The sequence below is a fragment of the Acinetobacter sp. LT1 genome (assembly GCF_059800965.1).
On the sequence record NZ_JBBAXE010000001.1, the window covers coordinates 105502 to 128668 of the forward strand.

The window sequence follows — 23167 nt, forward strand, 5'->3', positions numbered from 1 at the left end:
AAAGCCAAATTAAGCAATTGGCATTATTGTAACAAGGTCCTTTAAGTAATAAAAAAGGAGGCAATAGCCTCCCTTTCATATCACGTCTACAACGTAATCAATCTTTACCATCTGTATTCATGATAAAGAAATATTCGCGGTAATATTTCAACTCTGAAATTGAGTCACGAATATCATCCATTGCCAAATGTGATGCATTCTTTTTCAGGCCACTCATAATTTCAGGGCGCCAGCGTTTTGAAAGTTCTTTTACCGTAGATACATCAAGATTACGATAATGGAAATACTGCTCAAGTTCAGGCATAAGACGGTGTAAGAAACGGCGATCCTGACAAATTGAGTTACCGCACATTGGTGAAACTTTTGGATTCACCCATTTTTTTAGGAATTCTAAAGTTTGTAACTCAGCATCACGGGCTGTTAATTTACTGCGACGAACTCGTTCAATCAGACCAGACTGCCCATGTTGACGAGTGTTCCATTCATCCATTGCATTTAAAATACGATCAGGTTGATGAATCGCCAAAACTGGACCTTCGGCAAGTACATTTAAATGATCATCTGTAATAATTGTTGCGATTTCAATAATTTGGTCATTATCGGTATCTAATCCGGTCATTTCCAGATCAATCCAAATTAATCGTGTATTTAAAGTACTGCTCATGAATGTACGTTCTAAAATGCCGTAAAAACATCAATAGTAGCAAATTTCTTGCTTCCGCGCTGTAATTCTATAGCTGCTTCATGCTATTTTTGCGGTCTTCAAACAATGGTTTTTTTGGGATATGAATGGCTTTAATTCGTAAGCGTCGTTTAACTGAACAACAGCAACGTCGTATTGAAAAACAGCATAAAACTCGCCAAGAAGAGATCGATACTTCACAGGATCTAGATGGACTCGTTGTACAACATTATGGCCGTCAACTTGAAGTACAAGCCCTCTCTGTACCTGAGCATCACCCAGAAAAACCACAAGTTGCCGAAGGAGAACCAGAACCATTCTGGAAGCCGATCGAACTCAATAGCGTTTGGCGTTGCCATACTCGAACTAATCTTGAGTTACTTGTAACTGGTGATCGTGTTAAATGGCAGGCAGATCCAAATACGGGTTTAGGCATTATTACAGCCATTCACCCACGTACATCTTTACTTACCCGCCCTGACCGCTATCACAAAGTTAAACCAGTGGCTGCGAATATCAGTTTGATTGTGATTGTATTTTCACCGCTTCCTGAACCAGCTCCAACGTTAATTGATCGATATTTAGTTGCTTGTGCAGATGCAAATATTCCTGCTCTTTTGGTCCTCAACAAGTCTGATTTACTCACTGAAAATGACCCAATTCTTACCCTATTAGAAGAATATAAAACCTTGGGTTATGAGGTGATGATTTGTCAGTCGAAGAAGGGAGATATCTCTGCTTTATCTGAGCGTTTAGATGGTGAAACCGTAGCATTTGTAGGCCAGTCAGGCGTAGGGAAAAGCTCTTTAATTAATGTGCTCATTCCAGATGCAGAGCAAAAAACCAATGTTATTTCTGAAAACTCTGCACTTGGACAACATACGACAACCTCTACGCGCTTAATCAACTTCGGTAAAAATGGTGCCTTAATTGATTCTCCGGGAATTCGTGAGTTTGGGCTTTGGCATCTCGATTTAGAAAAAATTCGTATGGGCTTTCCTGACATTGCCGCACATCTAGGATCTTGCCAATTCCGTAATTGCACACATACTCATGAAAAGAATTGTGGGCTAAAACAGGCCGTTGAAGCGGGTGAAATTTTGCCACGACGTTTAGATAGCTTTTTGCGTTTAATCGATGAGATTCAAGAAGCGCAGCAAAAAAACTGATTTTCTGCCCTATTTGCCCTTGAAGTGGTGATTTTGATCACCATCTATATACGCTATACTCTAGGTCAATTTTGTTTTTTAATTTTTTTAGGTGACTTGTGGAACGCTGGTTAGAGTTTATGGGGAATCACCCCATTTTGTTTGGTACGCTCGGAGTCTTGATCGTGTTGTTCTTCATTTTTGAAGGTCAACGTAATGGTCGTAAAATTTCTCCACAGTCGCTTGGTATTTTAGTGAAAGCGAAAAATGCTCTTTTGATTGACTTACGCGATAGCAAAGATTTCCGAGAAGGTCACATTAGTGGCAGTCGCAATATTCCGTATAGCCAAATCGCAAGTCATGCTGACGAATTAAAAGCAAGTGACCGTCCACTGGTATTTATTTGCAACTTGGGGCAAGTTGCTGGAAGTGCTTTGCAAAAAGTTGCTCACCACGATAGCTATCGTCTTGATGGTGGTATTAGTAACTGGAAAGCACAAGGCTTACCTCTTGTTAAAAGCAAACCAAAAGCTTAAGGAGAATTATCATGGCTGCAAATGTCATTGTTTACTCAACTTCTGTATGCCCGTATTGTGTTCGAGCTAAACAGTTACTTGAGCGTAAAGGTGTTGCTTATAAAGAAGTAAATCTTTCTGTTGAAGCGCCAGAAGTACGTGTTGAATTAATGCAACGCACAAATCATCGTACTGTCCCACAAATTTTCATTAACGATCAGTTTATCGGTGGTTTTGACCAACTTTATGCTTTAGAGCGCGAAGGTAAACTCGACGAATTATTGGCTTAACATCGCATCCATATTAAGGAAAAAACAATGAGCGAAGAACAACAAGTTCAACCACAATTAGCTTTAGAGCGTATTTATACAAAAGATATTTCTTTTGAGGTTCCTGGGGCGCAGGTTTTTACTAAACAATGGCAACCTGAACTTAATATCAATCTGTCTTCTGCTGCAGAAAAGATTGACCCAACTCACTTTGAAGTTTCTTTAAAAGTTGTGGTACAAGCTGATAACGACAACGAAACAGCGTTCATTGTAGATGTAACTCAATCAGGTATTTTCTTGATCGACAACATTGAAGAAGAGCGTTTACCTTATATTTTAGGCGCATACTGCCCGAATATTTTGTTTCCGTTCTTACGTGAAGCTGTAAATGATTTAGTAACTAAAGGTAGCTTCCCACAGTTACTTCTTACTCCAATCAACTTTGATGCAGAGTTTGAAGCTAACATGCAACGTGCTCAAGCTGCTGCTGTTGAAGGTCAAGCTTAATATTTTAGCTTCTCCTTTTAATAAAAAAACCGCGTAATACGCGGTTTTTTTATGTGTGCTATTAAAATTATTAAAGATCAAGTGAGTGAAGCTGAATAGATGGAAACTGAAAGCCACGGCAAGATAACTCTGAACGCCATGCAACGGTTAATATCATATTGCCAATAATAAAATTTTGATAGGCAAATGTCCCATTAAGTGGGTGAGAACAGACTCCACCATGATCAGTAGAATGTGCCTGAGTATTTAATGTATTTAAATCTAGGCGTATGCCTAGTCCTGAAGCTTTTAAAACGGCTTCTTTAGTGGTCCAGACTTTGAACCAATATTCTCTATTTTGTTCTAAGCTTAGCCATGTTTCATATTCATCTGGATGAAATGCATGTTTTGCTAAAGCGTCTAAGCGTACATTTCGATCCAGTTCCTCAACGTCTACCCCAATATCTTTAACATGTTCGCTCATGGCTAAAGCGTAGTATTGTTGGCTATGTGAGTGATTAAAATGCAAAGTGTGATTCAATAAATAAGGTTTACCATGTTCATGCTTGGCAAACTCCAATTCCATTGACGTGAGTTGGAGTTTCTCTGCAATCAGTCGATTTCTGACACTCTGTATTTGTTGTTTTTTATAATGATTAAATGAACGGAAGTCTGGAAAGTTTTGTTGTTCTTGTTTTAAAAACTCATTGAGCTTTCCTATATAAACTTCAATTTTCCTATCATTCATCTTTCTAAATCCATCCCATGAGGGACTAAAGCTAATATAAAAAATACCAATAACTTATTAAACCATGTAATAAAAAACCCAAAGAAAACTTTGGGTTTTTGAACAATAAAAAACTTAACGGTTAAATTTTTTCTCTGCTTTCTTAAATTTCTGAATATAACGACGGCGACGTGCAGCAGTACGTTCATCAACCTGACTCTTACGACCTTCAAACGGGTTTTCAGAAGTTTTAAAGTCAATACGAACTGGTGTACCTTCGAGTTTATACACTTTACGGAACACGTTTTCTAAATAACGGCGATAATCGGCAGGTGTCTTATCAACCTTATTACCATGAATCACAATAGTCGGTGGATTCTGACCACCCATATGTGCATAACGCATTTTAATACGACGACCGCTAATCATTGGTGGTTGATGGGCTTCTGTCGCATCACTCAAAATTTGAGTCAATTTAGCTGGTGATACTTTTAAGTTCGCAGACTCATAAGCACGGTGGATAGAAGGATATAAATCACCTACCCCAGTTCCATGTAAAGCAGAAATTAAATGGATTTTTGCCCATGGAATAAAGTCAAAACGACGCTCAACATCAAGCTTACATTGCTTGCGGTCATATTCAGACATGTTATCCCATTTGTTGATGGCAATAACCATGGCACGACCAGCTTCAAGCGCATAGCCAATTAAATGCAAGTCTTGCTCAACAATACCTTCACGCGCATCGACTACAACTACGACAACATGTGCATCTTTCATGGCTTGCAAAGTTTTAACAATTGAGAACTTCTCAATCATTTCATCAACCTTACCTTTACGACGCACACCTGCTGTATCAATTAAGGTGTATTTACGGCCTTCACGCTCAAAAGGAATGTAAATAGAGTCACGAGTTGTACCTGGTTGGTCAAATGCCACCACACGGTCTTCACCAAGCAGACGGTTGACCAGTGTTGACTTACCAACGTTAGGACGACCAATAATTGCTAAACGTAAGCCAGTATCTTTGTCATGTTCTTCAGGGTTTTCATCTTCTGGAACTTCTGCAAGTACATCTTCCAGCATTTGCTGTACGCCACGACCATGGCTAGCGGCAACTTGTAATGGTTCACCCATACCAAGTTTATAGAACTCAACTAAAGCTGCTTCAGCATGAACACCATCTACCTTGTTCGCAACAAGATAAATTTTCTTGCCTAAAGTACGTAGTTCACGAGCAATTTGCTCATCAGAAGCTAATAATCCGGCACGAGCATCAACCACAAAAATAATAATATCTGCTTCATTGATTGCTGTTTTTGACTGCTCGGCCATGTAGTTATCGATACCGCCTTCGCTCTCACCGATACCACCAGTATCAACAACAATGAAAGACTTATTTTGATAAGTCGCATCACCATATTTACGGTCACGAGTCAGACCCGCGAAGTCGGCTACAAGTGCATCACGACTCTTGGTAATCTGGTTAAATAACGTTGATTTTCCGACATTCGGACGACCAATGAGCGCAATAACGGGTTTCATACAATAACCTTAATTCAAGACCAGCCATATCTCATGGCATGAGCATTAGAAACAATACAGGAGATATATTTTAAGGTCAGATATGACCATAATAAAAGACGGGGCTTTGAACTGATTTAATTCAAACACCCCGATATTTTTTTAACAGCGTAATTTGTTAAGCGGCTATTTTAGCACAAGCAAACGAAATTAACGATTCTGCCAAATACTTAAATCGCCTTTTCTGGTCGAAACGTAAAGTTGGTTCTCAATAACACGTAATGTATTGACCTCACCACTTGTTTTTGAACGACCAATCAACTTACCTGTTGCAGGATCAACAAGATGTAATACGCCATCTAAATCACCAACAATAAGATCCGATCCCAACACAACAGGGTTACTTAAATGACGGTTTAATAAACTATCATTTTGCCAAACTTGTTCGCCTGTCGTTAAATCATAAGCAGTTAACTTACCATCAGTTGATGAAACAAATACTTTATTGTCATAAACTTCTGGACGCTTCGTGCTACTTGAGTCTTCACTCCAAACTACACGTTGAGAAGCTAGATCAGTTACGGTCACTTGTCCTTGGAAACTAGTCGTTACCATAAACTGTCCAGCAACTGCAGGATCACCATCGATATCAATCAAACGTTGAATATCAGAACGGCCTTCACTTACTGCAACACGGCGTTGGAAACGTGGAATACCACTAATCGTATCAATTGCATAAACATACGCATTCGCAGATGCGATTAATACGGTACGCGGGTCAAGACTCACCGGTGAGGCCTGACCACGTAAACTAAATTGGACATTTGGTAATTTATAAGCCCAAACTTGTTGGCCTGAACCAGCATCATGCGCAAATACAGTACCATCATTAGCAATGGTAATAACGCGTCCAGACTGAACTAAAGAAGGACTTAATAGTGCACCAGATAACTGTGCAGTCCACTTTTGTTCACCTGTTGCCTGATCTAAAGCAAAAAGTTGACCTTTACTATTACCAACAACAACAATTCCTTCAGCAGCTTCAACACCAGAGCTCAAGCCTAATTTGCTGACTTTTTTCTCCCAAATGCGTTCCTTGCCACGATATGCAGCGACCTCACCTTTTGGGTCAAGCGTAAAGACCACGCCCTCACTTGCGTCAAGCTGCAAACGTAATGGATCTGCCTTATCAGTAGAAGAAACACTGCGCGAAAACACGGGTACTAGAGTCTTTTTCGACTCAGTCAATTTCGGTAGTGGATTTGGTTTTGCTTCTTTTACTTTGTTGCTAGAACATCCCACCAGTACAGCTGATGCGATTGCAATTGCCAAAGGCAGTTTGAATTTCTGATTCATTAAGACTCTTCCACCTGTGTTTCCAAAATTGGGCGCTCAATCTGTGGATCTTCAACTAAAACGCCAACACTTTCGAGTTTAATTTGTAAAATTTGTCGTTCTTGTTTACGTTCCAGTAACGAATCCCATGCTGCCTGATACGCTTTTTTAGCAGAATCAACATCTTTCTTAGCAACAAAGATATCACCACGTAACTCTTCTACTGTTGCTTTAAATGCAGGATCGACGTTACCAGACAAGGTTTTTAGTGCTTCATCATATTTGTTTTGCGCCAATTGTGCATCTGCTAAACGCAATTTTACAACCTGAATCAAACCTTCATCTTTTACTTTTGAATTTTCAACTTTCTTCAATGCTTTTTCAGCAGCAGCATAATCCTGTTTTTCATAGGCTAATTTTGCTAATACAAACTGAGTCTGTATCGCCTGAACAGAATTGATATCATCTTTTACGATTTTATCTGCCGATGCAGTGACCGAAGTTAAAGCATTAGGATTATCAGCACTTGCATTTGCCTCATCCATTAACTGCTGTACTTTTGCAGTTTCTGTCTGGCTGCTCGCAAGATTTCTTTTTTGCCAATATTCCCACCCAAAAAAGGCAATCAATGCAATGAGAATCCCGCTAATCATGGCAGAACCATATTTTTTGGCGAACGACTTTAAGCTGTCGAATTGTTCTTCATCACTTACCCTCATGTGATTGTCCTTTTCCAGATGTTTCAGTTTATTTTGTAAATTTTTCGATTAAGAATGGTACAAGCTCAGCCAGCGCAACTTGAGACTGCTCAGCTGTTGCTAACTCTTTGATAGCAAGTTGCTGTGCTTCCCATTCACGCTCACCTAAAATCATGGCGTAAACAGCCCCAGCCTGATCAGCTTTTTTCATCTGACTCTTCATACTGCCTTGTGAACCTGTTTTGATTCGAATACTGCTATTTTCAGCTTCTAACTGGTCACGTAATTGTTCCGCTAAAATCAAAGCCTTAGTTTGATAAGCAGGTTCTGCAACCAAGAAGACTTCACAATCACGAATAACTTGAGCCTGTTCAACTTGCTCAACCAGAAGCAATAAACGCTCCATCCCCATACCAAAGCCAACAGCAGGTACAGATTGATCTGGCTTACCTTTTAGCTGACCAACAAGACCATCATAACGACCACCGCCACACACCGTACCTTGCGAACCAAGTGCAGTTGTTGTCCATTCAAAAACGGTTTTATTGTAGTAATCCAGACCACGCACCAATTTTTGATTAATGACAAATTTAACACCCGCAGCAGTCAAATAGTCTTGTAATTGTTGGAAGTGACTTAAACTATCTTCTTTCAAAAAGTCATATAATTTCGGCGCATTTTCCAGAATTTTCTGAGTCGATTCAATTTTAGAATCCAAAATACGTAGTGGATTCGTTGTTAAACGGCGCTGTGAATCTTCATCCAACGCATCTTTATGCTCATTTAAAAACGCAACCAAAGCATTACGATACTCTGTACGCTCATCTTTTTCACCCAAAGTATTCAACTCAAGTTGAACCATGTGATCAACGCCCATACGTTTCCATAATCGAGCTGTCATCAAGATAACTTCAGCTTCAATATCAGGAGTCGCAACACCGAAAGTTTCCACACCAAATTGGTGGAACTGACGGTAACGTCCTTTTTGTGGTTTTTCATAACGGAACATAGGTCCCATATACCACACGCGTGGCGTAGCACCGCGCAACAAATTATGTTCAACCAAAGCACGAACACAACCTGCAGTACCCTCTGGACGTAAGGTTAATGACTCTGGTGGATTACCTTTGTCAAAAAAGGTATACATTTCTTTTTCAACAATATCGGTAGCATCACCAATAGCACGTTTAAACAAGCCCGTTTGTTCAACGATCGGCAAACGAATTTGTTGATATCCATAAGCATCCATTAAAGATGCTAAATGTTGCTCGAGACGTCTCCACGCTACTGTTTGCGTTGGCAAGATGTCATTAAAACCTTTGATTGCGACGATTGAACTCATGATGAACTACGAATAATTTCTTTAGATTTAGCTTCTTCAAGCTCTTGGACACGTTGACGAACCATAGTTTCGATTTCATCAACCAATTGATCGGTATCGATTAAATGGCTTTTTTCACCATTACGATAAACCAATGAGCGAGGCGCAGCCCCAACGACCCCGATATCGGCTTCTTTTGCTTCACCTGGGCCGTTTACTTTACAGCCAATTACCGACACATCCATTGGAGTACGAATATCTTCTAAACGCTCTTCCAATGCTTGCATTACCTGAATAACATTAAATTCTTGGCGAGAGCAACTTGGGCAAGCAATAAAGTTAATACCGTTAGAACGAAGTCCTAGTGATTTTAAGATATCAAAACCAATCTTGATTTCATCTTCCGGTTCGGCGGCAAGCGAAATACGCATCGTATCGCCAATACCTTCCATCAACAATCCGCCAAGGGCAATCGCCGACTTCACAGTACCTGTACGATAAATACCAGCTTCAGTCACACCTAGATGTAATGGGTTATCAATTTGCTTTGAAAGTAAACGATAAGCATCCATGGTTAAAAACACATTTGATGCTTTTACGCTGACTTTAAATTCATGGAAGTTGAGACGATCTAAAATATCAATATGACGTAGTGCTGATTCAAGCAGCGCCTCACCTGTAGGTTCGCCATATTTCTTTTGTAAATCTTTTTCTAAAGAACCCGCATTGACGCCAATACGCATAGAAATGCCATGATGACGCGCCGCAGCAACGACTTCACGCACTTTCTGGTCTGAGCCAATATTGCCTGGGTTAATACGTAAACAGTCTGCACCATAGTCTGCAACTGCCAGAGCAATTCTATGGTCAAAGTGAATATCAGCCACCAATGGAACTGAAACACGTTTACGGATCGCACCAAATGCCTCAGCAGCTTCCATAGATGGGACCGAAACACGCATAATATCAGCACCTGCATCAACGCAACGCTCGATTTGAGCAACGGTTGCATCGACATCGCAAGTTTCGGTATTTGTCATACTTTGCACACTAATAGGTGCATCGCCACCGACATACACCGAACCAACACGGATTTTACGTGTTGGTCGACGTTTAATTGGGTTCTCTATCATTGTATCGCTCAACTCATGGTATTAGCGGGATAAACGGAATTCTGCTTTACCGTTTACCGTATATGGAGACAATGAAATCTGTTCTTGGTTTAGACTTAATGACACAGCGGTTGCATCATCAAGACGAATCTGGAATGGAGACTCACCATTTAAGTTTAAAGTTGATGACTGACGACCTGTCGCCAAAACTTTACCTGTTGCATCAACAATATGAACAGAAGTTGGTCGGTTAAAGTTTAACACCAATTGGTCACCCACTGTTGAGGTGGTAGCCCCTTGCATAGGTAAAACTTCAACATTCGATTGATTTACTTTAGGTAAATCAGCATCTTCTTTCTTTGAAGTCCATTTTTGGACACCCATAACAAGCAATGACACAACAGCAAGAATTACAACAGCAAGAAATATGCGTTTTAACCATTTCTTATTACGATCACTATTAGAACCCGGGAGTTTACCCATGATTTTAATTGGCGAATTATTTAAGGCATGATTTGGTAACAGCCCAGTATCATTTGCATAAATCTCATCGAAACGCTGAATTATTGCCGTCGCGTCCGTATTTAAATATTTTGCATATGAACGGTAATAACCCTTAATGAAAGTCGCTTCCGGCAATGATTTATAGTCATCTTGCTCTAAAGCGGTCAAGGTCTTAACCGGCATATTTAAATCTGAAGAAACTTGCCCTAACTCTTTATTCTGAGCAACTCGAATTTGACGTAAATACTCGCCAGGACGTTGAATATTTCCTAAAGCAGAAGTCGGTAAGCTTGAGCCAGTTGGCTGCTGTGAATTAGGATTTATTTCCATACGGCCTCAGTACTATACTGTAATTGCAAATAACGTTGATATTCTGGACTTTCCGGGAACAAAGCACGTAACTGGTTTACTAACACTTGCATTCCCATTTTATCCGCATTGGCTCGAGCCACTCTTACACCAATCCAAAGTGCTCTTGCACCCTGATTTTTCTGCCCCACTGTACGAACATATTGCTCATACATTTGTGTAGCAGCCGGGATCTGCTGCTGCAAATAAAAAATTTCCGCTAACTCTAACATTGAAATATAAGAGTCGCGGTTAGCAAGGAGTGCTTGTTTGAATGTTTTTTCAGCATTCGCAACATCACCCAATTTTAAATAAATACGCCCCAGATTTTCTAATGCCTGATAGCGTTGGTCATAACCTAATGTTGCGCCAGCAATACGAAATTGCTCAACCGCATCATTATAACGCTCCATTTGATATAAATAAGTACCATAATTATTATGTGCTTGAGCATTATCCGGTTCAGATGAAATTGCTCTTTTAAAATAATGTTCTGCTTTTTCTAAATTGGGTTTGCTACCTTCTTGCTGTAGCAAAATACCCATCATCATATTTGCAGTAGCATCGCGGCTATCTACACTTAAAGCTTGATCAAGAGCTCGCTTTGCTGAGTCCAAGTCACCCGAACGGATATGTTCAGCAGCAAGTTGTGTACGCACCTTTACCGCTTTCTCTGGGTCTTTTTTTTGCGTATGCGTTGTCTGGCAACCACTTACCAGAAATGCAACTGCAATCCCCATACATAAGACCGTTTTTAACTTTGGAATACTCAAAGCCTGCCCTCAATTTATCCTTGTGTACGCAAAATCTCTTGACGCTGTGTGACTTTTTTCTGCCACTGTTCAGCACGGCGGGTTCTGTCAGCCACTTGACCTACTAACTGCCCACATGCAGCGTCAATATCATCACCACGTGTTTGACGAATCGTACACACAAATCCCGCATCAGACAAAGTTTTTTGGAACGAGATAATACGATTTCGGCTTGAGCGACCATATGGCGCATGCGGGAACGGGTTAAACGGAATCAAGTTAATTTTACTTGGTAAATTTTTTAATAATTTAATCATTTGCTGTGCATGTTCAGGCTGATCATTCACGCCTTCTAACATCACATATTCAATCGTCACATGTTTACGCGTACTTTCATTACCATCTTTGGCAATATAACGCTGACATGCTGCAATTAACTGAGCCAATGGATATTTTTTATTAATAGGTACCAATTCGTTACGTAATTCATCATTTGGCGCATGTAAAGAAATGGCTAAAGCCACATCAATATCTTTTGCAAGTTGATCAATTTTTGGTACAACACCTGATGTCGATAAAGTCACACGACGTTTTGACATGCCATAAGCAAAGTCATCAAGCATAATCTGCATTGAGCTTAATACAGCATCATAGTTGAGCAATGGCTCACCCATGCCCATCATCACAACATTGGTAACTGAGCGTTCGCGCTCAGCAACAGGCACTTCTTCCATATAAGAATAATTTGCCATCCAGAGTTGCCCAATAATTTCATCTGGCGTTAAATCACGTTGGAAACCTTGTTTACCTGTTGAACAAAATGAGCAATCTAATGCGCAGCCCACTTGAGAGGAAATACAAAGCGTTTTACGTAATCCAGTCTTATCTTCGGCAGGAATTAATACAGTTTCAACTAAAGAACCTGCACCCTCACCTACGCGAAACACCCACTTACGTGTACCATCTTTTGAGTAATGACGGTGAACCACTTCAGGAGCTTTAATTTCACAAATCTGTTCAAGCTTCGCACGTAGTTTGCCTGAAATATTGGTCATTTCAGCAAAGTCAGTAACAAAGTATTGATGTATCCATTTCATGACCTGTCCGGCACGAAACTTTTTCTCGCCAATATCTTCAAAGAATTTTTCTAACTCAGGACGAGACATGCCGAGTAAATTCACTTTATTTTCGGCAGCAGGGATTACCGGCGTGGACGAAGATTGCTGCTGTCCATCAAGATTTTCAGATGAAACGACCACTGCAGAACTCATGTGTATTTACCTAAACCATGTCAAAAAACTGAAGATATTGTTCAAGAATCAAACAATATTCTCTTAAGAGAATAAAAAAACCAGATAAGTAGTATACCACTTATCTGGTTTGAATGCTTTCGATTAACGAGTGCGTGGGCAGATCTCGTTGTCAGCAAAGAAGTAAGCAATTTCACGCTCTGCAGAAGCAACTGAGTCAGAACCGTGAGCAGCGTTTTCGTCGATGCTTACAGCGAAGTCAGCACGAATCGTACCAGGAGCAGCTTCTTTAGGGTTTGTAGCGCCTAAGATTTCACGGTGTGCAAGAACTGCATTTTCGCCTTCAAGAACAGATACTACAACTGGACCAGAAGTCATGAATGCAACTAAGTCACCAAAGAAACCACGTTCTTTATGCTCAGCATAGAAACCTTCAGCATCAGCTTGAGAAAGGTGTTTCATTTTAGTCGCAACAATTTTTAAACCCGCTTTTTCAAAACGAGCAAAAATTTCACCGATGTGGTTTTTAGACACTGCATCAGGTTTTACGATAGACAAAGTACGTTCAATAGCCATGAGTGGCTCCTTTATTTTAAGATTTAAACTTTAAAAAAATTTGCCGCATTATACCGATGTCATAGGCAATAATCAGCTTTGAATGTGTAAAAGTTGCGATTTTTCTACTATTTTTAGCGAACTTCGTCTATCCAGGCCATCTGAATGCCTTCTAGCAATCCTTCTGTCGATTTATTTGGGTCATCACTGAAGTCTGGCAATGCGCACACCCATGCATGTAAATCGGTAAAACGGATCCATTGCGGATCAACTTCTGGATGTGCTTCTGACAATTCAATGGCAATATCAATGGTATCTGTCCAACGTAAGCCCATAGCGGCTCCTATCTGTTTAATCTGCTAAATCACGAACTGTGTACTTTAGCAAATCCACAAACTTAATCGATAGCTTAAGCTGATAAAAATTACCGATGCTTATAAAGCGATGTTCAATAATGGCGCCACAAAAATAATCGTAGCCGCGACCGCTGCACCAATTAGCGCACCAACAATCACATCACTTGGATAATGAAGACCCAGTACCATACGAGACAAAGCGACAAGCACCATAAATGGGAACATGGCAGCAAGCAAAACTGGCTGGATGTAACCCAATACAATTGTCACCATGACTGCATGAAGTGTGTGGCCTGATGGAAAACTAAAGTGATCAAGCGGTCTTTCACCAAGCACAATCACCTGATGCACCTGATAAGGACGTGGTCGCGTTGTCTTATGTTTTAAAAATTTATAAATTGCTGTGCCGACAGAACCACCTAGCAACAAGTAGATAATTTGCAAGCTATAGGTGATACCTTGCATGCCCCACACGATTGCCAACATTAGATACCAAAATGGACCATCACCAACACGACTGATAATTTTGAAAAAAAGGGCAACACGCTGTGAGTGAGAGAAATTGTTCAGATATAAACAGCCTCTCAAATCTAAATCGAGTATTTTTATTTTTGCATTCTTAAATTTCATGGTCATTCTCCTATCTTAGGATACTTAGGTGAAGTCCAACGAGGGCTCCTTCACTACCTGATAAAATGCCTGCTCCAATTGCTGAACCGGAAGTTGCCAACCGCTTTGCTGTACTTTATGACAGGCTTGTACGCCCATTTCTCTAAGTTGTTGTACCGAAGGAAGCTGATAAATTTGTTGTATAAAGTGGTTTTTTTGTCCAAGTGGGCTTAACCAGCCATTCACACCATGTGTTAAGTATTGATGTGCACATGCATAATCATACGCTATAACTGGTAAACCGCTTGCCATTGCCTCTAAAACTACGTTACCAAACGTTTCAACTTGACTCGCAAATACGAATACATCTGCACTCGCATAGGCAGCCGCCAAATCCTGACCTCTAAGACTTCCGGTAAAGATAACACCCTTCGCTTCAGGTAGTGACTTTAAACGAGCAAAATCTGGGCCATCTCCCACAATAACTAATTTAGTTTTATGTGGCTGAATGGTTTTTAGGTTCGCATAACTTTCAATGAGCACTTGCACTTCTTTTTCGGGAGACAAACGCCCCACATAAAGCATAACGCGAGTATTATCATCAGCATCCCATTGTTTTCGCAAATTTTCAGAGCGATGCTTCGGTGAAAATCTGGTCGTATCTACGCCACGCCCAACGACAACCAGTGGACAAGTAATACCAAAACCGCGTAATGCTTCTTGAGTATCTTTACTCGGCACACAGGTCACTTGAGTGTTATTGTGAAACCAGCACAGGTATTTTTGAATCGGTTTGACTAAAAAAGCCAAATCGAAGAAACGACTAAAGTCTTGAAATGGCGAATGAAAGCCGCTCGAAACAGGAATAGCTTTTGCCTTAGCAGCCTGCATGGCGGTTAAACCTAACGGCCCTTCAGTCACGATGTGCACAACATCTGGCACAAACTTTTCAAAAGCTTTCGATACTTTTAAATATTGTGGCCAACCAAATTGTAAAGTTGGATATTTTGGAATCGCCTGCGACATCACCAGACATTCTTGCTCTGGCGTAAAGTCATGACATTTCGCTTTTTGCTCTGGGCGAATCAGTAAAATCTTATGCCCCTGTTTTTGTAAACCTTGGCATAACTGCAATAATGAAAGTGCCACACCATTGATTTCGGGTGGCCAAGTTTCCGTTACAATCGCAATTTTTAAACGTGGGCGCACCAAATCATGCAATGAATGTGCATTAGATAGCTGCTGCTTTTGTTTAAAAAAGAATTGGAAGCTTTCAGGAAGTTGCTGTTGTTTTAATAGTGCTGTCGCATATGAACTTTGCATAGCGCCATCCATCAATGTATTTATTTTCATGCTTAAAGATTAAGCAGTTTTTTTGACATTTTGATGATAAATGCATGACAGTTTACTGACATGAAAAATAAAAAAAGCACACTGATGACAGCATGCTTTTTCTTAAATTCTAGTAACTCTTAGCGATTTTGCAATTTTGCATAATCCATGAGTACATTAGCAGCTTCAGTCACAAAAGTTTCCTCTTCTGGTAACGCTGGACGTTGCGATGCTTTCATTTTAGCGCGAGATTCAGCTAGAGCATCTAATGAAGCTTGATAGCTTTCCCAGTTTGCAAAAGGCTTTTGACCCGTTGCAGCACGGCGTTCATTTTCTGCATCTAAAGTTTGTTTCTCTAAGCCAAGTAATTCAGCACGGCGCTTATCAATATCAAGTACTACTTGTTTTTGATCACTCGTCACCTTAGCAATCGCAGTACGTTTATTTAGATATTTAAACTGAGCGTCATTGCCAACACGTTGTTCAGAGAATTGGGACAACTTTGTCACATAAGGCTGAACAGAACCCTCTCGTTTAAATGGTGCAGTAGGAATTGTGTCCCACTTCAACGCATTCTTCGATTTACGCTCACCAAACTCTTCGTTATAGATGTCGACGAGTTTAATGTCTGGCACTACACCTTTATTTTGTGTACTACCACCTGTAATACGATAGAACTTACGCTGAGTTAAAGTCGCTTGACCATATGCCAGAGTATCAAGTTGTACCTGAGCTGTACCCTTACCAGTGGTTGTACTACCAATAATAATACCGCGCTCATAATCTTGAATTGCAGCAGAGTAAATCTCACTTGCCGATGCAGATGCCAAGTTCACCAATACCGCGAGTGGACCTGTATAAATTTGCTGACCGCCATCGTTATCTTCAAACACGCTTACGTTGCCATTCCCATCACGAATTTGTACTACCGGGCCAGACTTAATCACCTGCCCCAACATACGTGCAACTTCTTCTAATGAGCCACCCGGGTCATTACGTAAGTCAATAATAATACCTTCTACTTTTTTCGCTTTTAGCGCCTCAAAAGCATTTGCAGTATCTTCAGAAACTGAACGATATTGTTTACCCGCACGACGTGAACGATAGTCAAAATAGAACGATGGAATTTCAATTACGCCCAACACATGCTTTTTACCATCACGTGTCACTTCAACTGTGCGTGAACGAACACCAGCATCTTCTTCTTGAATAACATCGCGTACTAAAGTCACATTACGAGCCTGACTCATTGATGCGCCAGCACCAAGAAGTTTTAGCGTGACTTTCGTTCCGCGCTTACCACGAATAAGCCCAACAATTTCAGAACTTGTCCAGCCAATCACATCAATCATTTTCTCGCCTTCTTGAGCGACACCAATGATTCGATCTCCTGATTTCACTTGACCAGACTTACTTGCAGGGCCACCTTCTACAATGGTTTCAATTTTGGTGTAATCTTCGTTGCCACGTTCTGGACGAATCGACACACCAATACCTTCAAGCTGCAAGGTAGTTTGGCGATTAAGTTCTATCGCATCAATTGGCGGGTAATAGTTACTATGTGGATCATAAGTTGCCAACATTGCATTTAATGTTTTATCCAAGACGTCATCGCTTTTCACACGACTAATTCTTTCAAGCTGACGCGTATAACGTTTAGTTAACGTTTGGGCTGGCGTTAAATCTTCTGGGCCAGTTAAGTCTTGCCCATTTGCAAGTGAAGGATTCTCTTTAAGCGCTTTTTGCTTCGCCTGCTCTTCTTCACGGCTAATGGTTAAGTTGATTAACTGTGAAACCAACATTTTTCGCCAATGATTCTGTTGCTCAGCAGTCGTTTTAAAATATGGTGCTTTTTCACGATCAACTTCAATATAACTATTAGGCTGCTTTAAATTTTGCTGTTGTTTTAACTCAGCTAACATGAACTCATAAAATTGTTTTAAGCGTTCACGATATTGCTGATGAATTGCAAACGGTCCAGTTAAATTCCCCGCTTTTAATGAAGCACCAAAATTTGAACCATATAGTTTTTTATAATTTTGAACTTCAGAATCTAGAAATAATGAGTGATCTGGATCAAGGCTATCTAAATACATATCCAGAATACGATTTGATGTGTTCGCATCCAGACGCATATTTAAATAATGTTGACGATCAACTAAAGTTGCCAGTTGGCGAGCCACCAAAGCCTGTTCTTGCGTTGGCTGGATTGATTGAGAAACCGCAGCAGTATTGGTTGCCGCTCTCGCTTCATTCATCGTATGAGAGAAGAATAAACCGCCAGTCGCGATCGCTACTGCACAAGCTATAGTTTGAAGTTTCATAAATTTTTAATACTTCCTTGGGTGTTCCTATCTTACACGCTCTGTTTTCGATATGAACTAAGCAGATTCAAAATCTTAACCAACTAAATTGTTTATACCGTGTAGTTTTATCATATTCTGTACTGACAAAATGTAGCAAAACATTGCAAAATTCGCTTATTGTTTTTCAATCAAAATTCAAATGGAACCAATATGATTGGCGCATTGATGCTGGACATCGCCGGCACAGAACTTACTCAAGAAGATATTGAACTATTACGCGCTCCGCAAGTCGGTGGCATGATTTTATTTGCACGAAATATTGAATCTCCACAACAAGTACGTGCTTTAACCGACCATATGCGTCAAATTCGCCCAGATATTTTGATTGCTGTTGACCAAGAAGGTGGCCGAGTTCAACGACTAAGATCAGGTTTTACCGTATTACCAGCCATGGGCCGTTTTGGGGATTTATATTTAACTCAACCTCAAAAAGCACTTGAGCTGGCTGAACAGTGCGGTTGGTTAATGGCAACAGAAGTTCTTGCAGTCGGCATCGATTTTAGTTTTGCACCAGTTTTAGATCTTAATGCAATTAGTGACGTGATTGGCGACCGTGGCTTCTCTAAAAATATTGAAGATATTGCCCCACTTGCAGGCGCATTTATGCAAGGCATGAAAAAAGCTGGAATGGCAAATACGGGCAAACATTTCCCAGGCCACGGTTCTGTGAAAGCCGACTCTCATGTTGCTGCTGCAATCGACAGCCGTAGCTATGACGAAATTTATAACCATGATATGCAAAGCTTCATTAAGCTTATGCCTCAGCTTGATGCGCTCATGCCTGCACATGTGATTTATGATCAAGTTGATCCAAATCCAGCAGGTTTTTCACCTTTCTGGATTCAAGAAGTTCTACGCAAGCGTTTGAAGTTTGATGGTGTACTTTTCTCTGATGACTTAAGCATGCAGGCTGCTTGTGTCGCAGGGGGGGCAGATGCGCGTATTCAGGCTGCTCTAGCGGCTGGGTGTGACATGGGACTGGTGTGTAATGACCGAAGTGCAGCCTGTACAGCGCTCGAAGGTATTACAAACTTAGAACTACCAAACCAAGAGCGTTTAGAACGCATGCGCGGCCAAATTCCACAAATTCAGATCGGTGAAACCTTATCGCTTGGAAATGAGTGGCAAGCTGTCAAAACAGCCATTGAAGAGTTTAAAAATTCGATTTAAGTTAGTAAAAATTTTAATTGGCTACAAAAACCTATTCACTATCTGATACGCGGTTAAGTCATACGCAACCTACTCATCTGCTGAAGGATATTGATTGCTTCAATATATTTGATAGATTCAGAAAGTGAACAGGTTTTGCGTATGACAATGGTTTTGGTTACTTTTCCCGAAAGAAAAGTAACTCCAACTGAAAGTTCATCCCAAAATGCTAACCTAATTGACAGGACTCCGTCATGCAGGTTCATTCAACATCAATGCAGTAAAAATTCTTCATTTTTATAAATAATGAAGATCACACAAAAACAATAAATCGAGTTCAGGACGAATGACACAACAACTTTCAAAACACCGCCACATCTCTTTTACAGCCCACTATACGGGTTATATCTGGTATCAAATGGGAATCTCTCATGAAGCACTTGCCACAACCAAAGGCAAATCATTGGCATATTTAGTTCACCCGATAGAATCATGGGCAGAGAAATATGTGGGCGGTAGCATGCGCACGACGCTCAAACAACGCCACACCATGCTTGATCACCATTTAGAACAACTCATTCAAGAAAATCCTGATTTACAGGTGCTTGAAATAGCATGTGGCTTGTCGCCACGTGGCTGGTGGTTTAGACAACATTACCCTTCTATTACCTATCGGGAGCTTGATTTGCCCGATATGGCACAAACCAAACAAAATGCGTTACAGCAAATTGAAAAAAATGCACCTGAAATCTTATCAGTTGATTTATTTACAGAAGCTTTTGCACAAGCATTTGAAGTATTTGACCCTAACCGCCCACTGGTTGTGATTAGTGAAGGTTTAATTAATTATTTTGATAAAAATTTATTAAAACAATTGATCCAATCGATTGGCCACTATGGTGTTACTTTTAAAAAGTTTCACTATTTAACAGACCTCTACCCTGAACCAGTTAAAAACAAACTTGCTAGTATTATCTGGAATAGTAGTAAGTTACTTAAACTCATGTCTCGCAGTTCATTTAGTTTTCATTTCAAAAGTCCACAAGAAGTTAATGACTTTTTTAAAGATACAGAATTTGAGCAGGTTACTATTGAACAGCCACAAATATTTTTTGGGGAAGTTTCTCAAGATAGCCATGAAGAGCATTTAGGCGACTTAGTTTGGATTATTCACGCTCAAATAAAATAATAAATGGAAGTCTCATAATTTTTGAGACTTCCACTTATGAAAAAATTAAATTTTATACGGCTAGCTTTTGGCGAGCGATAAAACGACTTAAACGGTCAGCAAGCTCAAAACTGCCATGTTTAAATAAAGCACGTATTCCTTGTTCAGTAGCTTCAAAGATTAAACACTCAATCGAGAAAGGACCTTCTTCATCTTCTAAATGCAGTGCCAAATCACGTGGATGATCATTCACAAAATCAAGCTGCGAAATATCATCCATTTTTAAATATATCCCAAAGAAAGTCACGTCAACAATCGTCACTGGCACTTCTGTTTTACATTCACGATGGCTCAGTTGAGTGTTCGGTTGCAAAACTGGAACTCGCTCTTCACCACGGCGCTCCATCTTTTGCATCTGGTCACGCGTCATTGGAATAATACCATCTAGATTTTGGATAGATTCACCCTTCAAAAATGAAGTGAACAAACTCATGGTTTCTTTACGGCGCTGTAATTGAGGCACATGATCAGCGTTTGCAATAAGCGCAAATTCCATATCTGGACATTGCAAAGCAAAATTGGCATTTTCATGAGGCAGAGTAAAACTGTCGTACTGCCCTGCTGCAACCAACGTTTTGCACTCTGGAATAGGTACATCTGTTAAACGCAAAAGACGATTACAGTTAATTTCATAACGTTCTCGCTCAGTCCCCGTAAACTCGGCCATTTGTCTAAAAAATAACTTTTTAGCGGTTGGTGACATACGAGTTTTATCTAATTTTGCATGATTAACTAAATACAAAATAACAGCTTGCCCAAACTCTTCCATGCGGTTTTCCTGCATGAGTTTGAGCGACTCTTCCAAAATCATTCGCCAACTTTTACGAGTCTTTTGCATAACTCCCATCAAGATCATACGATCCATCAAATCTGGGCGCTGATGAGCAAAACAAGAGGCAATCACGGACCCTAAAGACATTCCCATTACAGAAACTTTTTGTATTCCAACGATATCTAACCAACGTCCTAACATTTCAGATAAATCAGGAAGTTCTAAAGTACCCGCAGATACTCCTGTGTCGCGATTAGTAATTTGCTGATTTGCACCCATCGAAGGTAAATCAATTAAAATAACCGGACCACTTTCAAACAATTGTTCAACACAATATTTATAAGAATTAAAATTCTGGAAAGCACCACCAACAATCACAATCGGCGTTTTGTGAATCGTTTTAGGATCGGCAATTGCCATATATTCAATTTTCCAACCGTCAATCCATGTTGTACGAGCAGGTTGTTTAAAACTATCTCTATGGTAGATATCGAAAAAGCCAAAACCGGCATAAGCTTGGTTGATCTCCGAATCCATTTGAATAATGGAATTCATATCCTTGCTTCCTCCTTGCTGTAATTTTTTTATGCTGCAAGAGTTCCTTCTTGAACACGTAATCTTTTATGCACAAAACTTTAAAATTTGTATTAGTTTGTATTGCACAATAACATTCTAAACAATTGTCTGAAATATACGCAATCGCTGAAATGACCGCTCATCTTGTTTAAGTCGCTAATAGTTTGCAAAATATTTAAATGTTTTTTTATGGCGGTCACATTTTTCAAAAAAAGCCATTCATTGTTCCGCATTTGACTGCTACTATCTTACTCATTGGTAAATGATTAAAAAATGCTATGCAAGATTCAATTGAACAATATATGCAAAAAGTTGGGCAACAAGCACGCGAGGCCTCACGCGTCTTAACAAGTGCTTCTACCTCACTAAAAAATCATGCACTCTCTGCTATTTATACTGCTTTAGAAAATAATCAGGCAGCAATTTTGGCGGCGAATCAAATCGACATGGATAAAGGTCGTAGCAACCAGCTCGACAGCGCCTTACTTGATCGTCTTGAGCTTACGCCCGCACGCTTTAAAGGGATGTTGCAAGGTTTAAAAGATGTGATCGCGCTTGTCGATCCAATTGGGGAAATTACGGATCTTGCATATCGCCCCACAGGTATTCAAATTGGAAAAATGCGTGTACCTTTAGGTGTTGTTGGTATGATTTATGAATCACGTCCAAACGTAACACTTGAAGCTGCATCTTTAGCGATTAAATCAGGCAATGCCATTATTTTACGCGGTGGTTCAGAAGCACTCGAATCAAATAAAGCAATCGCAGAAGCAATTAAGCATGGTTTAAAAGTTGCCGGTTTACCTGAGCATTCAGTACAAGTCATTGAAACTTCTGACCGTGCAGCTGTTGGTCATCTCATCACCATGGCTGAATATGTAGATGTAATCGTTCCACGTGGCGGTAAAAGCTTAATTGAGCGCGTAACCAACGAAGCGCGTATTCCTGTCATTAAACATCTTGATGGTAACTGCCATGTATTTGTTGAAGCACAGGCCGACTTGCAAAAAGCTTTACCAATTACATTAAATGCAAAAACACATCGTTACGGTGTTTGTAATGCGATGGAAACACTGCTTGTTGATGAAAAAATTGCAGACGTTTTCTTACCACGCATTGCCGAACTGTATACTGAAAAACAAGTTGAATTACGTGGCTGCCCAGAAACACGCCGTATTTTGGGTGCCTCTGTAAAACCTGCAACAGAAGAAGATTGGTATACCGAATATTTAGGGCCAATTCTTGCTGTTAAAGTGGTTAGCGGTATTGATGAAGCAATTGACCATATCAACAAATATGGTTCACATCACACCGATGCAATTGTGACTGAAAACTACACTTTAGCTCGTCAATTCTTAGCTCGTGTAGACTCAAGCTCAGTTGTAATCAATGCTTCAACTCGTTTTGCTGATGGTTTTGAATATGGCTTAGGGGCAGAAATTGGTATCTCTACAGATAAAATTCATGCCCGCGGTCCTGTTGGCTTAGAAGGCTTAACTTCTCAAAAATGGATTGTGTTAGGTGACGGTCAAATTCGCCAATAATTAATCTAT

General features: G+C 40.2%; 23 protein-coding genes. 7 read left to right on the plus strand and 16 right to left on the minus strand.

Annotation, left to right across the window (positions count from 1 at the left end; translation table 11 throughout):
* Positions 1 to 97 precede the first annotated feature (97 nt).
* A complete protein-coding gene (orn, locus tag WBW42_RS00495) occupies positions 98 to 664 on the minus strand; it encodes an oligoribonuclease (protein WP_000099436.1) in 567 nt (188 codons plus the stop codon).
* A 125-nt stretch (positions 665 to 789) separates the two neighbouring features.
* Here orn and rsgA point away from each other — a divergent pair, with 125 nt between their 5' ends.
* From rsgA to secB, 4 genes are all read left to right on the plus strand, one after another.
* The gene (rsgA, locus tag WBW42_RS00500; protein WP_005066188.1) at positions 790 to 1851 is read left to right on the plus strand and encodes a ribosome small subunit-dependent GTPase A; all 1062 of its coding nucleotides are present in this window, start codon (positions 790 to 792) and stop codon (positions 1849 to 1851) included.
* 98 nt (positions 1852 to 1949) lie between these two features.
* Positions 1950 to 2366 (plus strand): rhodanese-like domain-containing protein, encoded by a 417-nt coding sequence (locus tag WBW42_RS00505; protein ID WP_000443006.1) that lies wholly within the window; start codon positions 1950 to 1952, stop codon positions 2364 to 2366.
* Positions 2367 to 2377: 11 nt separating this feature from the next.
* Positions 2378 to 2635: a glutaredoxin 3 gene (gene grxC, locus WBW42_RS00510; RefSeq protein WP_002114715.1), complete on the plus strand. Its 258-nt coding sequence runs from the start codon at positions 2378 to 2380 to the stop codon at positions 2633 to 2635.
* Positions 2636 to 2662: 27 nt separating this feature from the next.
* Entirely contained in the window at positions 2663 to 3121 is a 459-nt protein-coding gene (gene secB / locus WBW42_RS00515; RefSeq protein ID WP_002115005.1) for a protein-export chaperone SecB, read from the plus strand.
* A 70-nt stretch (positions 3122 to 3191) separates the two neighbouring features.
* On the opposite strand, the gene WBW42_RS00520 is transcribed toward secB, so the two are convergent.
* The 14 genes from WBW42_RS00520 to WBW42_RS00585 form a co-directional block, all read right to left on the minus strand.
* Positions 3192 to 3848, minus strand: coding sequence for a 4'-phosphopantetheinyl transferase family protein (locus tag WBW42_RS00520; RefSeq protein WP_032056223.1), 657 nt, complete (start codon positions 3846 to 3848; stop codon positions 3192 to 3194).
* A gap of 114 nt (positions 3849 to 3962) precedes the next feature.
* Positions 3963 to 5372: a ribosome biogenesis GTPase Der gene (gene der, locus WBW42_RS00525; RefSeq protein WP_005066184.1), complete on the minus strand. Its 1410-nt coding sequence runs from the start codon at positions 5370 to 5372 to the stop codon at positions 3963 to 3965.
* 189 nt (positions 5373 to 5561) lie between these two features.
* On the minus strand, positions 5562 to 6707 hold the full coding sequence (bamB, locus tag WBW42_RS00530; protein ID WP_005066182.1) for an outer membrane protein assembly factor BamB: 1146 nt from the start codon (positions 6705 to 6707) through the stop codon (positions 5562 to 5564).
* Positions 6707 to 7405 carry a YfgM family protein gene (locus WBW42_RS00535; RefSeq protein ID WP_163114259.1) on the minus strand — a complete coding sequence of 233 codons (699 nt, stop codon included), beginning with the start codon at positions 7403 to 7405 and terminating at the stop codon, positions 6707 to 6709. Before WBW42_RS00535 ends, bamB begins: the two co-directional genes overlap by 1 nt.
* Before the next feature lie 28 nt (positions 7406 to 7433).
* Positions 7434 to 8726: a histidine--tRNA ligase gene (hisS, locus tag WBW42_RS00540; protein WP_017482039.1), complete on the minus strand. Its 1293-nt coding sequence runs from the start codon at positions 8724 to 8726 to the stop codon at positions 7434 to 7436.
* Positions 8723 to 9838 carry a flavodoxin-dependent (E)-4-hydroxy-3-methylbut-2-enyl-diphosphate synthase gene (ispG, locus tag WBW42_RS00545; protein ID WP_002115078.1) on the minus strand — a complete coding sequence of 372 codons (1116 nt, stop codon included), beginning with the start codon at positions 9836 to 9838 and terminating at the stop codon, positions 8723 to 8725. The genes hisS and ispG overlap by 4 nt, the downstream gene beginning before the upstream one ends.
* A 21-nt stretch (positions 9839 to 9859) precedes the next feature.
* Positions 9860 to 10651, minus strand: coding sequence for a helix-turn-helix domain-containing protein (locus WBW42_RS00550; RefSeq protein ID WP_017402542.1), 792 nt, complete (start codon positions 10649 to 10651; stop codon positions 9860 to 9862).
* On the minus strand, positions 10642 to 11442 hold the full coding sequence (gene pilW / locus WBW42_RS00555; protein ID WP_002114699.1) for a type IV pilus biogenesis/stability protein PilW: 801 nt from the start codon (positions 11440 to 11442) through the stop codon (positions 10642 to 10644). Before pilW ends, WBW42_RS00550 begins: the two co-directional genes overlap by 10 nt.
* 14 nt (positions 11443 to 11456) lie before the next feature.
* Entirely contained in the window at positions 11457 to 12692 is a 1236-nt protein-coding gene (gene rlmN, locus WBW42_RS00560; RefSeq protein ID WP_002115097.1) for a dual-specificity RNA methyltransferase RlmN, read from the minus strand.
* 123 nt (positions 12693 to 12815) lie between these two features.
* On the minus strand, positions 12816 to 13247 hold the full coding sequence (gene ndk, locus WBW42_RS00565) for a nucleoside-diphosphate kinase (RefSeq protein ID WP_000963851.1): 432 nt from the start codon (positions 13245 to 13247) through the stop codon (positions 12816 to 12818).
* A gap of 113 nt (positions 13248 to 13360) precedes the next feature.
* Entirely contained in the window at positions 13361 to 13561 is a 201-nt protein-coding gene (gene iscX / locus WBW42_RS00570) for a Fe-S cluster assembly protein IscX (RefSeq protein ID WP_004698764.1), read from the minus strand.
* A gap of 99 nt (positions 13562 to 13660) precedes the next feature.
* The gene (locus WBW42_RS00575) at positions 13661 to 14212 is read right to left on the minus strand and encodes a phosphatase PAP2 family protein (RefSeq protein ID WP_017482038.1); all 552 of its coding nucleotides are present in this window, start codon (positions 14210 to 14212) and stop codon (positions 13661 to 13663) included.
* A gap of 24 nt (positions 14213 to 14236) precedes the next feature.
* Positions 14237 to 15526, minus strand: a complete 1290-nt coding sequence (locus WBW42_RS00580; RefSeq protein ID WP_080777103.1) for a glycosyltransferase family 4 protein — start codon at positions 15524 to 15526, stop codon at positions 14237 to 14239.
* Between the two features lie 137 nt (positions 15527 to 15663).
* A complete protein-coding gene (locus WBW42_RS00585; protein ID WP_017482036.1) occupies positions 15664 to 17847 on the minus strand; it encodes a carboxy terminal-processing peptidase in 2184 nt (727 codons plus the stop codon).
* Positions 17848 to 18039: 192 nt separating this feature from the next.
* Here WBW42_RS00585 and nagZ point away from each other — a divergent pair, with 192 nt between their 5' ends.
* Together nagZ and WBW42_RS00595 are read left to right on the plus strand one after the other, a co-directional pair.
* Complete coding sequence (gene nagZ / locus WBW42_RS00590) at positions 18040 to 19059, plus strand: beta-N-acetylhexosaminidase (RefSeq protein ID WP_017482035.1); 1020 nt, start codon at positions 18040 to 18042, stop codon at positions 19057 to 19059.
* 325 nt (positions 19060 to 19384) lie between these two features.
* A complete protein-coding gene (locus tag WBW42_RS00595) occupies positions 19385 to 20227 on the plus strand; it encodes a class I SAM-dependent methyltransferase (protein ID WP_017385729.1) in 843 nt (280 codons plus the stop codon).
* 52 nt (positions 20228 to 20279) lie between these two features.
* Here the strand turns inward: WBW42_RS00595 and WBW42_RS00600 are convergent, their stop codons facing one another.
* Complete coding sequence (locus WBW42_RS00600) at positions 20280 to 21593, minus strand: alpha/beta fold hydrolase (protein WP_017482034.1); 1314 nt, start codon at positions 21591 to 21593, stop codon at positions 20280 to 20282.
* A 299-nt stretch (positions 21594 to 21892) separates the two neighbouring features.
* On the opposite strand from WBW42_RS00600, the gene WBW42_RS00605 reads away from it, so the two are divergent.
* The gene (locus WBW42_RS00605) at positions 21893 to 23158 is read left to right on the plus strand and encodes a glutamate-5-semialdehyde dehydrogenase (RefSeq protein WP_017482033.1); all 1266 of its coding nucleotides are present in this window, start codon (positions 21893 to 21895) and stop codon (positions 23156 to 23158) included.
* Positions 23159 to 23167 lie beyond the last annotated feature (9 nt).

Bases quoted from the DNA above. Each gene is read 5' to 3' on its own strand.
- orn (WP_000099436.1), bottom strand. From the start codon at position 664: ATGAGCAGTACTTTAAATACACGATTAATTTGGATTGATCTGGAAATG.
- rsgA (WP_005066188.1), top strand. From the start codon at position 790: ATGGCTTTAATTCGTAAGCGTCGTTTAACTGAACAACAGCAACGTCGT.
- grxC (WP_002114715.1), top strand. From the start codon at position 2,378: ATGGCTGCAAATGTCATTGTTTACTCAACTTCTGTATGCCCGTATTGT.
- secB (WP_002115005.1), top strand. From the start codon at position 2,663: ATGAGCGAAGAACAACAAGTTCAACCACAATTAGCTTTAGAGCGTATT.
- WBW42_RS00520 (WP_032056223.1), bottom strand. From the start codon at position 3,848: ATGAATGATAGGAAAATTGAAGTTTATATAGGAAAGCTCAATGAGTTT.
- der (WP_005066184.1), bottom strand. From the start codon at position 5,372: ATGAAACCCGTTATTGCGCTCATTGGTCGTCCGAATGTCGGAAAATCA.
- bamB (WP_005066182.1), bottom strand. From the start codon at position 6,707: ATGAATCAGAAATTCAAACTGCCTTTGGCAATTGCAATCGCATCAGCT.
- WBW42_RS00535 (WP_163114259.1), bottom strand. From the start codon at position 7,405: ATGAGGGTAAGTGATGAAGAACAATTCGACAGCTTAAAGTCGTTCGCC.
- hisS (WP_017482039.1), bottom strand. From the start codon at position 8,726: ATGAGTTCAATCGTCGCAATCAAAGGTTTTAATGACATCTTGCCAACG.
- ispG (WP_002115078.1), bottom strand. From the start codon at position 9,838: ATGATAGAGAACCCAATTAAACGTCGACCAACACGTAAAATCCGTGTT.
- WBW42_RS00550 (WP_017402542.1), bottom strand. From the start codon at position 10,651: ATGGAAATAAATCCTAATTCACAGCAGCCAACTGGCTCAAGCTTACCG.
- rlmN (WP_002115097.1), bottom strand. From the start codon at position 12,692: ATGAGTTCTGCAGTGGTCGTTTCATCTGAAAATCTTGATGGACAGCAG.
- ndk (WP_000963851.1), bottom strand. From the start codon at position 13,247: ATGGCTATTGAACGTACTTTGTCTATCGTAAAACCTGATGCAGTGTCT.
- iscX (WP_004698764.1), bottom strand. From the start codon at position 13,561: ATGGGCTTACGTTGGACAGATACCATTGATATTGCCATTGAATTGTCA.
- WBW42_RS00575 (WP_017482038.1), bottom strand. From the start codon at position 14,212: ATGAAATTTAAGAATGCAAAAATAAAAATACTCGATTTAGATTTGAGA.
- WBW42_RS00580 (WP_080777103.1), bottom strand. From the start codon at position 15,526: ATGGATGGCGCTATGCAAAGTTCATATGCGACAGCACTATTAAAACAA.
- WBW42_RS00585 (WP_017482036.1), bottom strand. From the start codon at position 17,847: ATGAAACTTCAAACTATAGCTTGTGCAGTAGCGATCGCGACTGGCGGT.
- nagZ (WP_017482035.1), top strand. From the start codon at position 18,040: ATGATTGGCGCATTGATGCTGGACATCGCCGGCACAGAACTTACTCAA.
- WBW42_RS00595 (WP_017385729.1), top strand. From the start codon at position 19,385: ATGACACAACAACTTTCAAAACACCGCCACATCTCTTTTACAGCCCAC.
- WBW42_RS00600 (WP_017482034.1), bottom strand. From the start codon at position 21,593: ATGAATTCCATTATTCAAATGGATTCGGAGATCAACCAAGCTTATGCC.
- WBW42_RS00605 (WP_017482033.1), top strand. From the start codon at position 21,893: ATGCAAGATTCAATTGAACAATATATGCAAAAAGTTGGGCAACAAGCA.